At 73.2% G+C, this 13,956-nt stretch carries 15 protein-coding genes and 2 tRNA genes; 9 read left to right on the forward strand and 8 right to left on the reverse strand.

Features of this window, described 5'->3' with window-relative positions:
* From R7226_RS22195 to R7226_RS22210, 4 genes are all read left to right on the forward strand, one after another.
* Positions 1–565, forward strand: a 565-nt coding sequence (locus R7226_RS22195) for a PadR family transcriptional regulator (RefSeq protein ID WP_318599519.1), incomplete at its 5' end; no start/stop codon positions are given.
* 84 nt (positions 566–649) lie between these two features.
* Positions 650–1,315, forward strand: coding sequence for a peptidoglycan recognition family protein (locus tag R7226_RS22200; protein ID WP_318599520.1), 666 nt, complete (start codon positions 650–652; stop codon positions 1,313–1,315).
* Positions 1,316–1,320: 5 nt separating this feature from the next.
* Positions 1,321–1,659: an MmcQ/YjbR family DNA-binding protein gene (locus tag R7226_RS22205; RefSeq protein ID WP_318599522.1), complete on the forward strand. Its 339-nt coding sequence runs from the start codon at positions 1,321–1,323 to the stop codon at positions 1,657–1,659.
* A 323-nt stretch (positions 1,660–1,982) separates the two neighbouring features.
* Entirely contained in the window at positions 1,983–2,831 is an 849-nt protein-coding gene (locus R7226_RS22210) for an SDR family NAD(P)-dependent oxidoreductase (RefSeq protein ID WP_318599523.1), read from the forward strand.
* Positions 2,832–2,911: 80 nt separating this feature from the next.
* On the opposite strand, the gene R7226_RS22215 is transcribed toward R7226_RS22210, so the two are convergent.
* Complete coding sequence (locus tag R7226_RS22215) at positions 2,912–3,571, reverse strand: hypothetical protein (protein ID WP_318599524.1); 660 nt, start codon at positions 3,569–3,571, stop codon at positions 2,912–2,914.
* A gap of 90 nt (positions 3,572–3,661) precedes the next feature.
* On the opposite strand from R7226_RS22215, the gene R7226_RS22220 reads away from it, so the two are divergent.
* The 3 genes from R7226_RS22220 to R7226_RS22230 all read left to right on the forward strand — a co-directional run bounded on the left by R7226_RS22220 (position 3,662) and on the right by R7226_RS22230 (position 4,241).
* Positions 3,662–3,732: transfer RNA gene (locus R7226_RS22220), tRNA-Gly, on the forward strand.
* 55 nt (positions 3,733–3,787) lie between these two features.
* Positions 3,788–4,087, forward strand: a complete 300-nt coding sequence (locus tag R7226_RS22225; protein WP_318599526.1) for a putative quinol monooxygenase — start codon at positions 3,788–3,790, stop codon at positions 4,085–4,087.
* Positions 4,088–4,167: 80 nt separating this feature from the next.
* Positions 4,168–4,241 (forward strand) — tRNA-Pro (locus R7226_RS22230).
* 48 nt (positions 4,242–4,289) lie between these two features.
* On the opposite strand, the gene R7226_RS22235 is transcribed toward R7226_RS22230, so the two are convergent.
* From R7226_RS22235 to R7226_RS22260, 6 genes are all read right to left on the reverse strand, one after another.
* Entirely contained in the window at positions 4,290–6,449 is a 2,160-nt protein-coding gene (locus R7226_RS22235) for a PKD domain-containing protein (RefSeq protein WP_318599528.1), read from the reverse strand.
* A gap of 108 nt (positions 6,450–6,557) precedes the next feature.
* Entirely contained in the window at positions 6,558–7,172 is a 615-nt protein-coding gene (locus tag R7226_RS22240; protein ID WP_318599530.1) for a response regulator transcription factor, read from the reverse strand.
* On the reverse strand, positions 7,169–8,344 hold the full coding sequence (locus R7226_RS22245) for a sensor histidine kinase (RefSeq protein ID WP_318599531.1): 1,176 nt from the start codon (positions 8,342–8,344) through the stop codon (positions 7,169–7,171). The genes R7226_RS22240 and R7226_RS22245 overlap by 4 nt, the downstream gene beginning before the upstream one ends.
* Complete coding sequence (locus R7226_RS22250; RefSeq protein WP_318599532.1) at positions 8,344–9,138, reverse strand: ABC transporter permease; 795 nt, start codon at positions 9,136–9,138, stop codon at positions 8,344–8,346. Before R7226_RS22250 ends, R7226_RS22245 begins: the two co-directional genes overlap by 1 nt.
* The gene (locus tag R7226_RS22255) at positions 9,135–10,112 is read right to left on the reverse strand and encodes an ABC transporter ATP-binding protein (RefSeq protein WP_318599533.1); all 978 of its coding nucleotides are present in this window, start codon (positions 10,110–10,112) and stop codon (positions 9,135–9,137) included. Before R7226_RS22255 ends, R7226_RS22250 begins: the two co-directional genes overlap by 4 nt.
* Before the next feature lie 74 nt (positions 10,113–10,186).
* Positions 10,187–10,804, reverse strand: coding sequence for a TetR/AcrR family transcriptional regulator (locus R7226_RS22260; RefSeq protein ID WP_318599535.1), 618 nt, complete (start codon positions 10,802–10,804; stop codon positions 10,187–10,189).
* A gap of 73 nt (positions 10,805–10,877) precedes the next feature.
* On the opposite strand from R7226_RS22260, the gene R7226_RS22265 reads away from it, so the two are divergent.
* The gene (locus R7226_RS22265) at positions 10,878–12,266 is read left to right on the forward strand and encodes a UbiD family decarboxylase (RefSeq protein ID WP_318599537.1); all 1,389 of its coding nucleotides are present in this window, start codon (positions 10,878–10,880) and stop codon (positions 12,264–12,266) included.
* Between the two features lie 30 nt (positions 12,267–12,296).
* Here R7226_RS22265 and R7226_RS22270 read toward each other — a convergent pair whose 3' ends face one another.
* The gene (locus tag R7226_RS22270; RefSeq protein ID WP_318599538.1) at positions 12,297–12,998 is read right to left on the reverse strand and encodes a GntR family transcriptional regulator; all 702 of its coding nucleotides are present in this window, start codon (positions 12,996–12,998) and stop codon (positions 12,297–12,299) included.
* Positions 12,999–13,096: 98 nt separating this feature from the next.
* Here R7226_RS22270 and R7226_RS22275 point away from each other — a divergent pair, with 98 nt between their 5' ends.
* Positions 13,097–13,954 carry an FAD binding domain-containing protein gene (locus tag R7226_RS22275; protein WP_318599539.1) on the forward strand — a complete coding sequence of 286 codons (858 nt, stop codon included), beginning with the start codon at positions 13,097–13,099 and terminating at the stop codon, positions 13,952–13,954.
* Positions 13,955–13,956: the final 2 nt, after the last annotated feature.

Below are 13,956 nucleotides of genomic sequence, written 5' to 3' on the forward strand. Positions count from 1 at the left end.
GTTCGGGCCTGGCGGCCCGGGCGGCCCGGGCGGCGGCTTCCCCTTCGGACCGGGCGGCGGCGGCCGGCGCGGCGGTCGCGCGCGGCGCGGCGACGTCCGCACCGCGGCGCTGCTGCTGCTGGCCGAGGAGCCGCGCAACGGCTACCAGATCATGCAGGCGCTCGAAGAGCGCTCCGGCGGCGCCTGGCGCCCGAGCCCCGGCTCGGTCTACCCGGCGCTGCAGCAGCTCGAGGACGAGGGGCTGATCCGCTCCAGCGAGCAGGACGGCCGCAAGCGCTACGAGCTGACCGACGACGGTCGCGCCTTCGTCGCCGACCGCGGCGACGACCAGCCCGCTCCGTGGGAGCAGATGGCCGGCGGTGTCTCGGACGACGCCTGGGCGCTGATGCACACCGGCCGCGAGGTCGGAATGGCAATGATGCAGGTCCTCCAGACCGGCAGCGAAGCCCAGCGCAGAGAGGCCCAGCGGATCCTTGTGAACGCCCGCCGGGACCTCTACCGCCTGCTCGCCGACGGCGAGCCGGAGGGCGAGGAGCCGGCCGACGGCGAGAGCCCCGCCGCCTGAATCACCCGATGACCGTCAGCTGGGGCTCGCTGAGCGAGCCCTGGATGACGGTCATCCGGCGGCAGAGCTGCAATCCTGCCGCCGATGCTCTCGCTGCTGCTCGCGCTCGCCGCGCTCGCGTCATCGCCCGCGCCGGTCGCGTCATCCGCGCCGCAGGCCGCCCAACCGGCCGCCGCGCCCAGACCGGCGATCACGAGACGGTTCATCCCACTCACCGCGCAGCGCCGCGCTGACACCGCCGCCTACGCGCGGCGCCACTACGGCGGCGCCACGACGACAGTGCGGCCGCACGTGATCGTCGAGCACTGGACCCAGACCGGCTCGGTCGACGCGACGCGGGAGATCTTCGTACCGAACGTGCCCGACGCCGAGCTGGGCGAGCGGCCGGGGACCTGTGCGCAGTTCGTGATCGCGCGCAGCGGGCGGATCGTCCAGCTGACGCCGATCACCTTCCTCTGCCGTCACACGGTCGGGCTCAACTGGGCCGCGATCGGGATCGAGCACGTCGGCTACAGCGACGGCGAGGTCCTCGGCAACGCCGCCCAGATGCGGGCCTCGCTGAAGCTCACGCGCTGGCTGCGCTGCACGTACGAGATCCCCGTCAGAGATGTGATCGGCCATGCCGAGAGCCTCTCCTCGCCGTTCCACAGAGAGCGCGTCGCGGCGCTGCGGACGCAGACGCACGACGACTTCCAGCCCGCGGCGATGCGCCGCTACCGCGCGCTGCTGCGCGCCGAAGGGGAATGCTGAAGCGCATGGTGAGCGAGGACGACGCGCGCGCCTTCGCGCTCGACTTTCCCGACACGGTCGAGCAGGCGCACATGGGCAAGCCCGACTTCCGTGTCAGAGGAAGAGTGTTCGCGACCTTCCCGAGACCGGGGCGGATGGGCCTGCGGCTGGACCCGGCCGAGCAGGCGGCCGTGCTGGCGACGGAGCCCGCCACGTTCGAAGCGGCGGCCGGCGCCTGGGGCCGGCAGGGCTGGACGCTCGTCGCGCTCGACCAGGTCGACCGCGAGGAGCTGCGCGAGCTGGTGATCGGCGCCTGGCGCCACCGCGCGCCGAAGCGGCTGCTGGCCGTCTACGACGCCACTTAGAACGCCCGCGCGTCGCGCCCCGTCCGCGGAGCGAGGGGACGCTGGAGAGCCAGGTCGCCTTCCGCCGCGTCGGGATCATCAGCCTGCAGCCGACGCTCGCGGTCACCTCGATCGCCGCGACCTCGCTGGGAGGCGCGATCGGCCCGATCGCGGGCGATCGCAACCTCGAAGGCAGATGGGGCGAGTTCCACACCTGGTCGGCGTCGGCGCCCGCGAGCTGGCTGCTCGTGCTCAACTCCGGCAGCGACCTGCTCTACGCCGAGTAGGCGGTCCCGGCGCGTCCCCGCGCGTGCCTGCGCCGCGGCTTCCGGCCGCGGCGTAGGATGCGCGCCGTGTCGTCGGAGATCTTCGCCCCGGGCCTGCTCGACGGGCAGGCTGCGCTCGTCACCGGCGGCGGCACCGGCCTCGGCCGGGCCGCGGCCGCCGAGCTGATCGCCTGCGGCGCGCAGGTCGTGCTCGCCGGCCGCCGCGCCGAGGTGCTGGAGGCGACGGCCGCGAGACTGGGCCCGGCCGCGACGACGGCGACCGGCGACATCCGCGTCGATGACGACGCCGAGCGGATCGTCGCGACGGTGCTGGAGCGCCACGGCCGCCTCGACCTGCTCGTCAACAACGCCGGCGGGCAGTACTTCGTGCCGGCGGAGGCGATCGCGACGAGAGGGTGGCAGGCGGTGATGCGGCTCAACGTCGGCGGCACGACGCGGATGGCCGAGCTGGCCGTCGAGCGCGCGATGCGGCCGGCGGGGCGGGGGACGATCGTCAACGTGACGCTGTCACCCCACCACGGTCTCGCCGGGATGACCCACTCCAGCGCCGCGCGCGCCGCCGTCGAGTCGCTCACGCGCGCGTGGGCCGAGCGCTGGGCCGGCGACGGGATCGCCGTGATCGCCGTCGCCGCCGGCCATTTCCAGACCGACGCGCTCGACAAGTACCCGGCACCGGTGCGCGAGAGCGTCGCGCGGATGGTGCCGCTGCAGCGGCTCGGGCAGCCGCGCGAGCACGCGTGGCTGGTCGCGCTGCTGGCGTCGGAGCTGGGCCGCTCGCTGAGCGGCTCGGTCGTGACGCTCGACGGCGCGCGTGACAACTGGTGCGGCCCGTGGCCGCCGCCGGCGATCACCGACGACGGCGGCGACGTGCCGGTCGAGGAACGCAGACCGGCCGCGACGAGATAGCCGTCCCACGGCGTCGAATTGCGAGTTCCAGGCCAGCGCGCCGACGCGCCGGCGCGCTGGCGGGACTCGCGGCTGGATGCCTAGCAGGAGAGGATCAGCTGGAAGCCGCGGTCGGCGGCGAGGCCGGCGCTGTCGGCGGTCGCGACCTCGACGCCGTTGACGTTGCCGCTCAACGGCGCGGCGGCGATCTCGCCGGTGACGGGGGCGTCTCTTCTGTCGGCCGGCGGCGGCGTGATCGCCAGCGTCGCGGCGTAGGCGCACGCTCTCACGTCGGCGTCGAAGACCACCTGGTAACGGCCGGTCGCGGTCTTCGTGACCGAGACGACGCCGCCGCGATCGTTGCTTCTGGCACCGTCGGCGGCGACGGTCACCTGGCGCGCGGCGCCGGTCGCGACCGTCGCTCTGTCGGCCAGCGTCGCTCTCGTCGCGAGCGCCGCCTTCGAGGCGTTGTCGGCGTTGGTCGCGCGCGCGGCGAGTCTGACGGCGCCGAGCTTGCTGGCGTCGAGCGCCTGCTCCTTGATCGCGGCGCCGCCGAGCGAGTCGGCCTTGAACTCCTGGCCGCGCAGCGTGCCGTCCTTGAAGTCCTCGTTTCTGATCGTGCCGTTCTGGATCGTGCGCGTGGTGACCGAGTTGGCGCTGAGGGCGGCGTAGGACGTGCCTCCGAGCGCCGCGAACAACGCGACGAGCGCGACCAGCATCGCGGGCGAGGGGAGACGTCTGAGCTGCTTGAGGCGCTGCATACGGGGTTCGAACCTCCGGGGTCGTTTGAGGTTCCAACTCATCCGCGGCGGCAGAGGTGCGGCGCCCGTCGCTATGATCGCCGGGCACCCGCGGGCGAAGTGTTGTGGTTGCACAGGAGCCTTCCAAGCTCTTAGGGCGGGTTCGATTCCCGTCGCCCGCTCTATCGACGCGCCACATCGGGTAGGTGCCTCTCATCCGAGTGAGAGGAGCGCCCGATGGTGACCGTTGGACTGTGGGTGCGGTTGGAGGCCAGGCCGGGCCGTGAGGACGACGTCGCGAGATTCCTGATCGGCGCGCAGGACCTTGTCGACGCCGAGCAGGGGACCACCTCCTGGTTCGCCGCGCAGCTGGGCCCGACGACCTTCGCGATCTTCGACGTGTTCGCGACCGAGGAGGGCCGCGACGCCCACCTCAGAGGCGCCGTCGCGACGGCGCTCGGCGAGAAGGCGGCCGACCTCTTCGCCGAGGCCCCGGCGATCGAGAAGCTCGACCTGCTCGCATCGAAGCTGCCCTGACGCGACCCGCACGCCCACTCCCGCCGCACAGGGGTATCATGCGTGCAGCGCGCGTCCAAGCGCGCCCATAAGCAGTGCCACGGGGAGTGGCGCAGTCTGGTAGCGCACCCGGCTGGGGGCCGGGCGGTCGCAGGTTCAAATCCTGTCTCCCCGACTCAACGAAAGCCCTGCGAATGCGGGGCTTTCGGCGTTTCGACGTCCTTCAGCGCAGTCGCAGCTTGTTCACGACCGCCGTCCCGGCGGGCTTTCCGGCGGCGTCGAGCGGGCGCAGAGTCAGCGTCACGGCGCCGGCTCTGAGCACAGGCAGTCTGAGGGTCCAGGCGCCATTGCGGACCGGTGCGCGCAGGACGCGAGTGACGGTGCGGGCCGCCGCGCGTCTGCGAGCCGCGCGTGTCGTCCCGCCGCGCGCCGGCGCCGGCGTGACGAGGCGCAGCTCCACTCGCGTCGTCCCGCTCGCCGTGCCGCGGACGGTTCGCCACGCGGCGCGCGTTCGGAGCCAGCGGGCGCAGCGGGCTCTGGCGGCGTTGCGCGGGCGGGCGTTCACGATCGCCCGCGGACAGACCGGCGGTGCCAGCGTCGCACGCGGCGTCGCCACCGCTCTTCTCGGCGGCGGCGTGGGGGCGCCGCCCCCGCTGCCTCCACCAGCGCTCGTCGGCGCGACGACCTGCACGGCGAAGCTGCGCACGAGCGCGTTGCCGAGCGCGTCCTGCGCGCGCAACGTGACCGTGACCACACCGGTGCCCGCGAACGTGTGCGTCACGCTCGCGCCGCTCGCGCCCGCGGAGCCGTCGCCGAACTCCCAGCTCGGCGTGCCCGCCAGGGGCGACCAGCGGTCGCGCACGTCGGCGGTCAGCGTCACCGGCAGCCCGGCGTAGGCGATCGGCGGCACGTCGGCCGCGCGCAGCAGCGGCGCGCCGCCGTCGAAGACCGCCGTCCGCTGGCCGTCGCCGCGCTCGATCGTCGCGACCGCGCCGCCCTCGCCGTCGGCGACGAGCTGATCGAGCACGAGGTAGCCGCTGCCGCCGTCGTCGTCGAGGTCGCGGACCGGGTCGGGGGCGTCGGCGCCGGCCTGCCAGCGCACGCCCTGCACGACCGGCTGCGCGCCGCCGGAGGCCGACCAGGCGACCAGCATGTCCGTACCGGTGGTGACGATCGCGCCGTTCGAGCGCTGCTCGGCGTAGGCCGACAACAGCCGCGGCGCGCCCCACGAGCCGTCGCCGGCGGCGCGCGTGACGCCGATCCCGGCATCGGCGCCGTTGACCGTGACCGGCGCGTGCCACAGCACCGTCGGGATCCCGCCGGGCGCGATCGCGGCGGCGATCGGCGTCGCATTGACACGTCTCGTCGGGACCAGCCGCGGCGTCGCGAAGGTGCCGGCGCCGGGCGCCCGCAGGGCCGCCCGCGCCGTGATCAGCCCTCTGGCGACCTGCTCGTACGCGACGATCGCGGCACCGTCGGGGGCGACGCCGAGCACGACCTCGCGGGCGTTCGCCGACAGGCCGGCCTGCGCGACGTCCTGCAGCGCGTCCCAGATCCCGTTCGACGGGCCCCAGCGGCGCGCCACGACGGTGCTGACGTCGTCCGCCTGCGCGGTGCTCGCGCCCTCGTCGGTCACCTCCGCCCACGCCGCCGTGACCTCGCCGGATTCCGCGACCGCGACGTTGACCGCCGCGACCGAGCGGTCGGGCGTCGACAGCCGCACCGATCTCTCCCAGCCGCCCGCGCCGGGCCGGTGGACGACGGCGTCGAGGCGCGCGTCCCAGCCCTGCTCGCCGGGGGAGTTGTCCTCGCCGTGCTGCGCGAGCACCGCGGCCGTGCCGTCGGCGCCGATCGCGACCGACGGCCCGAACGGCGGCAGCTCGCCGGGCAGCGAGACGCCTGCGGCGACGGCGGTCGCGACCGTGACCGGCTGCTGCCAGGCGCCGTCGGCGGTGCGGTAGGCCGCGCGCATCAGGAGCGGTCTGCCCGCGTCGCGCGAGCTGTCGATCCATGCCAGCACGGCCGCGCCGCCGGGCGCGACGGCCAGCCGCGGCACGACGACGTCGCCGCCGGTGACGGAGGGGAAGGCCGCCTGCCGCGCCGGCAGGGCGCCCGTGCCGGCGCCGGGCTCGCGCGCGAAGATCGCGATCTCCTGCGCCGCGCCGCTCGCCGGCGCCAGCGCGTACAGCTCGCGCCCGCCGCCGAAGCCGATCTGGAGCTGCTGCGCGAGCGCCGTGACGGGCAGCTCCAGCGGCGCCGGCGGCAGCCAGGCGGGGGCGGCCGCGGCGGTCGCGGCCGTCACGGCGGACGCGGACAGCAGCGCGGCGGCCCCGAGCGCGGCGACGGCGGACGAGCGGGGGCGGAGACGAGAGCGGCGGATCATGCATCGCACCCTCCCAGCGCGCGGTCGCGACGGCCATGGGGGCGCGCCGCCGCACCTGTGGCGGAGAACCGACGGGTCACCCCGCGCGGGACTTCGCCGCGGCGTCGCTCAGATCCAGCCCATGCGGCGCGCGATCGCGCAGGCCTCGTGGCGGTTCGCCGCGTTGAGCTTCGTCATCGCGTTCGAGAGGTAGTTGCGCACCGTCCCCGGGGACAGCGACGCTCGCTCCGCGATGTCCTCGATCGGGGCGCCGGTCGCGGCCAGCTCGAGCACGTCCGCCTCGCGGGGCGTCAACGGGCTGTCACCGGCGGCGATCGCCTCGGCTGCCAGCTCGGGATCGACGTGGCGTCCGCCCTCGTGCACGGTGCGCACCACGGCGGCGAGCGTCACCGCTGAGGTCGTCTTCGGCAGGAAGCCGCGCACGCCGGCGGCGAGGGCGCGCTTGAGGTGACCGGGCCGCCCGTGGCTCGTGACGATCACGCAGGCGCAGCCGGGAAGCTGCTCGCTGAGCTGCTCGGCGACGGCGATCCCGTCGAGCTTCGGCATCTGCAGGTCGAGCACGGCCACGTCGACGGCGTGCTTGACCGCCGCGGTGACCGCGTGCTCTCCGTCGACCGCCTCGGCGACGACGGTGAGGTCGTCCTCGAGGTCGAGCATCTGCGCAAGCGCCGTGCGGATGAGGTGCTCGTCGTCGGCGAGGAGGATGCGGATCGGCGTGCTCATGCGGGGAACCCTGTCGTGTCGGTGGCGCTGAGAGGTCCGCTGCCCGGGAACCGCGCGACGACGGTCCAGCGGTCGCCGCCGTCGGGTTGCGCGACCAGCGACGCTCCCAGCGGGGAGAGGCGCTCGCGCAGCCCGCACAGCCCGGAGCCGTCGGACGAGCCGCCGGGATGGGCGCCGTCGTTGTCCACTCTGAGCTCCCCATCGGCGTAGGCGATGTCGACGAGGCGCGCATCGGAGTGCCGCAGGACGTTGGTGACGCTCTCGAGCACGACCCAGCCGGCGGCCTCGTGCCAGGCGCGCGGCATCGCGTCGACGCTCAGCCGGACCTCGATGCCGGCCGAGCGCAGCAGCGAGCGGGCACCTTCCAGCTCCTTGTGGAAGTCGGTGGAGCGGTAGCCGCGCGCCAGCTCGCGCGCTTCGCGCAGCGCCTCATGGGCCACGCCGCGCACCTCCAGCATCCGCTCGGCGGCACGCGCGTCGCCCCGCTTGGCGAGGGTGGCGGCCAGCTCGGCCTGGACCGCGATCGTGGAGAGGCGCCGGCCGAGCACGTCGTGCACGTCGCGCGAGAAGCGCAGGCGCTCCTCCACCACCGCCAGCTGGGCCTGGGCCTGCCGCGCGACGTCCAGGTCCGTGACGATCCCGAGCAGCCACATCGATGCGCGGGCGGTGACGAGGAACGTCGCGGCGAAGAACAGGCCCGGCGCGGCGTCGGTCGGCTCCCCGCCGCTGATCCAGAACAGCAGACCGGAGAGCGCGAGGAGGGCGAGCGGGAGCCTGGGGCCCGGCAACAGCCCGAGCGTCAGCGTCAGGGTGGCGACGACGGAGGTCACCGCGGCGCCGCGGGCGTCTCCGGTCCACGCCGTCGCGGCGATCGCGTAGTAGATCCCGCACCCGATCAGCAGCGCCGCGATGCGACGCCAGGGCAGCGGCTGCACCGCCGGGAAGCGCCGCAGCACCGCCATCGCGGCGGCGAAGCCGAGGGCGGTCACGACGGCCCCGCCGCTCAGGAGCGCGACCGCCTCGCCGCGATCGTCGAGCCTCAGCGCCACCGGCACCAGCAGGAGGCCGTTGAAGCCCAGCAGCACCAGGTACAGCGACTGGCGCGTGTACAGCCCGACACGCTCGACCCCGTTGAGGTCGGACCAGCGACGGCGCGTGCCGGGCTTCGTCATCAGGCGCGCGGCTCCCACCGCATCGACCGGCGGGCGAGCACGACCGCCACGTACGTCCAGGCCGCGATCACGAGCAGCGGTCTGCCGGCCTGGGACCAGGTCTCGGCGAAGGTCAAGGTTGCCTCCTCGGCACCCGGCCCGTCGAGGCCGAACCAGCCGATCCGCACGAGGTCGGAGATCGCGGCGCCCGGCGTCAGCGACAGCAGGTCGCGCAGCCGCTCCGACATGTCGGGGATCGAGTTGGTCAGCGGTCCGATCGAGGCGATCAGGATGATCGGCATGCTGGTCAGCTGAGCGGCCTCCGCGCTGCGGGTCCACGCCGCCGTCCAGTAGGCGAACGCGGCGAACATGATCACCGCCAGCACCGTCAACGCCGCGTAGAGCAGCGGGTTCACCGGCAGCGACTGCCCCAGGGCGGCGGCGATCGGAATCGCGAGCGCGCTCAGGACCAGCGCCGTGATCGCCCCCGGCAGCGCGATGCTGGCGAGCAGCTCGGCGTCGCGCGACTCGCCGGTCCGCATGCGCTTGAGCACGAGCTCGTCGCGGCGGCTGACGAACTGGGAGAGGACGTTGTAGTAGACGGGGAAGAGCGCGATGACGAGGAACATGGTGACGATCGCGCCGGCACCGACGGATGGAGCGCCCCGTTCGCCGGTGAACAGCAGCGCGAGCGGCAGCAGCGGCAGCACCGCCGCGTAGACGAACGCGAGGCGGTTGCGCGAGAGCAGGACCGCGTTCCAGCGCGCCAGGCTCAGGGTCCGCCGCAGCGAGAAGCGATCGGCAAGCGTGGTCATCGGAGGGCTCCTTCCTTGGGGGTCTCGATGTCCTGGGGAGCGCTGACAGCCGGGTCGCGGCCGTCGGCGATCGAGAGGAAGACCGTCTCGAGGCTCGGGCTGCGGGCGTCGAGGCCGTCGAGCTCGACCCTGTTGTGGGCGGCCCAGGCGAGCAGGTCCGACAGCGAGGTCTGGAGCGCGTCGGTCTCCAGCGTCGTGCGGTCGCGCTCGTGGACGACACGGCGGACGCCGGCGAGGTCCTCGGGCACGCCGGCGGCGCTGACGAAGCTGATCTTCGACGGATGTCCCGCCGCGATCGCGGTCGGCGTCCCCGAGCGGACGATCTGGCCGGCGTGCATGATCTCCAGCCGGTCGGAGAGCGTCTCGGCCTCCTCCAGGTAGTGCGTCGTGATGAGCACGGTCGCACCGCCGTCGCGCAGGCCGGAGACGAGCCGCCACACCTCGCGACGGCTCTCGGGGTCGAGGCCGGTCGTGGGCTCGTCGAGGATCACCAGCTCCGGGCTGCCCATCAACGTGCAGGCGAGGTCGACGCGGCGGGTCTCGCCGCCGGAGAGGGCGAGCATGCGCACGTCGGCGCGCTGCTCGAGCGAGAGCAGCGCGAGCATCTCGTCGACCGAGCGCGGGGAGGTGACGGTCGCGCTCCACATGCGCAGCGTCTCGCGCACCGTCAGGTCACCGGAGAAGCCGCTGCGCTGCAGCAGGACGCCCGTGCGGCGGCGCAGGGCGGCGCGGTCGGCGACGGGGTCGAGCCCCAGCACGCGGATCTCGCCGGCGGTCGCCGGGGCCAGCCCCTCGATCACCTCGAGGGTCGAGGTCTTGCCCGCGCCGTTGGTGCCGAGCAGCGCGGTGATCGACCCGACTGGAACGTCGAGATCGACCCCGCGGACGGCCTCGTACGCCGAAGCCCCCTGCCCGTAGGTCCGGCGCAGGCCGCGCACCCAGACCGCTGAAGTGGAATCAGGGTTGTTGGTCATGCATACAGCGTCACCCGGGCAGCGCGTGTCCGGTAGTCCCGACCCTCACCAATCCTCGATGACAAACGTCATCGTCATCCGGCGGCGTCCGCGCCGACGGCGCCGCGCGCGAACCGCTGCGTCGCGCTGAGCACGCGGTCGACGTCGAGCGGCCGCTGCCCGCGGTCGAGCAGCAGGTCGACGGCGGCGTGCATCGCGCCGTACAGCAGCGCGGTCGCCGTCTCCACGTCGGCGAGCGCGAAGGCACCGGCGGCGGCACCGGCGCCGAGGATCCGCTCCAGCAGGTCGAGCTGCGGGTTGGCGGCGGTGACGCCGGTCTTGATCGCGTCGGCCGGCAGCTCGTGGTGGAAGAGCGCGTCGTGCAGCCGCTCGTGCTCGAGGTGGGCGCCGATCGCCTCCGCGACCCAGCGGTCGAGGCGGCCGCCGTGGTCCTCGGCCGGCAGCTCGGCGAGCGCGCGCTCCTGCTCGGCGCAGATCGCCGCCGCGTAGCGCTCGCGCAGCGCCGCCAGCAGCTCGCCCTTGGCGGAGAAGTAGATGTAGAAGGTGCCCTTCGCGACGCCGGCGCGGCCGGTCACGTCGTCGACGGTGAGCGCTGAGAGGCCGCGCTCGACGATCAGCTGCTCGGCGGCGGCGAGCAGCTCGTCGCGGCGGCGCGAGCCCGTCTCCAGATCGCTCCTCAGGGTCTTTCTCATGCCGACAGCTTGACAGGTGACCGCCAGTCATTAGGCTACTGGCAACTGTATTCATTCACGGAGGACAGCGCACGTGCCCAAGGATCTTCGTACGTTCATCAAGCAGGTCGAGGATGCATATCCGCAGTCGTACCTGAAGACCTCGAAGCAGGTCGACCCCAACCTCGAGCTGACCGGCGTGCTGCGCAAGTTCCAGGACGACGGCCAGTTCCCGATGGTTCTGTTCGAGGACGTCAAGGGCTGTGACGTGCCGGTGCTCGGCAACGCGCTCGGCCACCGCGACCGCCTCGGCCTGCTGTTCGACACCGACAGCGCCGGCCTCGCGCACGCCTACGACGAGCGCCAGGGCACGTTGATCAAGCCGGAGCGCGTCGAGAGCGGCCCGGTCCAGGACATCGTCCTCACCGGCGACGACGTCGACGTCACCAAGATCGCCAACATCGTCCACTGCGGTGAGGACGGCGGCGAGTACATCTCCTCCGGCGTCACGGTCGCGCAGGACCCCGACAACGGCGCCTACAACGCCGGCATCTACCGCATCCAGGTGATCGGCCCGAAGGAGCTGCGGCTCGACCCCGGCGCCTACTCGCACATCTGGCACATGCATCACAAGCAGGAGCAGCGCGACGAGCCGCTCGAGGTCGCGATCGTGATCGGCCACTACCCGACGCTCTACATGGCGTCGCAGTACCGCGGCCCGCTCGAGGTCGACGAGATCGAGGTCGCCGGCGGCCTCGCCGGCGAGGCGATGCGGATGACGAAGTCGGCGACGCTCGGGATCGACGTCCCGGCCGACGCCGAGATCGTGATCGAGGGCAAGCTGCTGCCGAGAGTGCGCAAGTGGGAGGGACCGTTCGGCGAGTTCTCCTGGTACCTCGGCCCGGCGCACGACACGCTCGTCGTCGAGGTCACGGCGATCACGCGCCGCAGAGACGCGATCTACCAGGACGTCTTCAACGCGCACCCGGAGCACAACCTGATCGGCATGGTCGGGCGCGAGGCCAACCTGCTCTCGAAGGTGCGCGCGGTCGTGCCGTCGGTGAGAGCGGTCTCGATGCCGTTCTCGGCCTGCTGTCGCTTCGCCTGCTACGTCTCGATCGGCAAGGAGTACGACGGCCAGGCGCGCAACGCGGCGCTGACCGCGCTCGGCGCCGACCCGTTCGTGAAGCTCTGCGTCGTGGTCGACGACGACATCGACCCGTACGACGAGATGAGAGTGATGTGGGCGGTCGCGACGCGCGTGCGCGCCGACAAGGACGTCATCGTCATCCCCGAGGCGTACACCTGCGAGCTCGATCCGACCGCGTACAGCATCGAGGACGACACCAGAAACGGCGCCCTCAACGCGAAGTGGATCATCGACGCGACGAAGCCGGTCGGCCTGCCGTTCCAGGTCACCGTCGACGTGCCGGAGGAGGTCTGGAAGCCGATCAGGCTGGAGGAGTTCTTCCCGGTCGGCTGAGCCTGAGCCGCGGGCGGCGCCTCCTGGTCGCTAGGAGGCGTCGCCGTTGGCCGGCAGCTGGTCCTCGTGCAGCTCGAGGACGGCGGTGAGCGTGTGCTCGATGTGCTCGGTGACCGCTCTGCGGACGCCGTCGGCGTCGCCCTGGCGGGCCAGTCTGATGATCGTGGCGTGCTCGCGCGCGACCTGTCTGCCGCGATCGAGACCTCTGCCGCGGCTCCACATCTGCACGTAGCGCTCGGCGCGCTGGCGCAGCGTGTCGACGAACTCGATCGCCAGCGGTCTCTCCGCCGCCTCGTAGAGCGTCGTGTGGAACTGGCCGTTGAGCTCCAGGTAGCGCGTGTGGTCGGTCGTCTCGCGCAGCTCTCTGTTGATCGCCGCGAGTCTGTCGAGCCGGGCCTTGTCGAGCTGTGGCACGGCCGCGGCGGCGAGATGGCCCTCCAGCAGCGCGCGCAGCTCGTACGCCTCGCTCAGTCTGCTGATGCTGAGGCCGCGGACGACGGCGCGGCGGTGGGCGGAGGCGTCGATCAGCCCTTCCGCCTCCAGCCGGCGCATCGCCTCGCGCACCGGCACGCGGGAGACGCCGAAGTGCTCGGCGAGCTCGACTTGGTTGAGCACGGCGCCGTCCTCCAACTGGCCGCCGTTGATCGCCGCACGCAGTGCGTCGGCGATGTGGTCCGAGGTGGTGCGCCGGTTGCGCAGCTCGGGAGTGGATGCGATCGGGGGGCCTTGCACCTGAATGAGGATACGCCTCGCCGGAACGGAACGGGCCTCTTGCGCAGATTGGCAATACTGTATACAGTCGTCGAGCTTCTGGACCCCTGGCGACGACCATGAAACCGGCACCGTTCACCTACCACGCTCCCACCCAGCTCGACGAGCTGCTCGCACTGCTCTCCGACGGGGAGGGCGAGACGCGCGTGATCGCCGGCGGGCAGTCGCTCGTGCCGATGATGAACTTCCGCCTCTCGACCCCCGAGGTGCTCGTCGACCTGCGCCGCGTCGAGGCGCTGCAGGGGCTGCGCCGCCTGCCCGACGGCGCGCTCGTCGTCGGCGCCGGCGTGACGCAGGCGCAGCTGCTGCGCGACCGTGAGGTCGCCGCCGACTTCCCGCTGCTGGCGGAGGGGATCGCTCACATCGGCCACCCGCAGATCCGCAGCCGCGGCACGATCTGCGGCAGCATCGCGCATCACGACCCGACCGCCGAGCTGCCCGCGATCGCGATCGCGCTCGACGCGCGCATGACGATCCGCTCCACGCATGGGAGCCGCGAGCTCGCCGCCGCCGACTTCTTCGTCTCCTACTACGAGACGGCGCTGGAGCAGGGTGAGATGCTCGCCGAGGTGACCTTCCCGGCACCGCGGCCGCGCGCCGGCTGGTCGTTTCGCGAGCTGGCGCGCCGGCGCGGCGACTTCGCGCTCGTCGGCGCCGTCGCGCTCGTCGAACACGGCGCGTCCGCGCGCCTGGTGCTGTTCGGCGTCGGCGACCGCGCGCGGCGGATCGAGCCGGTCGAGCGGCTGCTCGACGGGGCAGATCCGCGCGACCCCGGCCTGCTCGCGCAGGTGCCCGAGCTGGTCGCGGCAGCGATCGACCCGCTCGGCGACGTCCACGCCAGCGCCGACTACCGCCGCGAGCTGGCCGGCGAGCTGGCCGTCGCCGCCATCGCCGAAGCGATCGAGCGGGCCGCGTGAGC

The sequence above is a fragment of the Conexibacter stalactiti genome, from assembly GCF_033542075.1.
Taxonomy (GTDB): domain Bacteria; phylum Actinomycetota; class Thermoleophilia; order Solirubrobacterales; family Solirubrobacteraceae; genus Conexibacter; species Conexibacter stalactiti.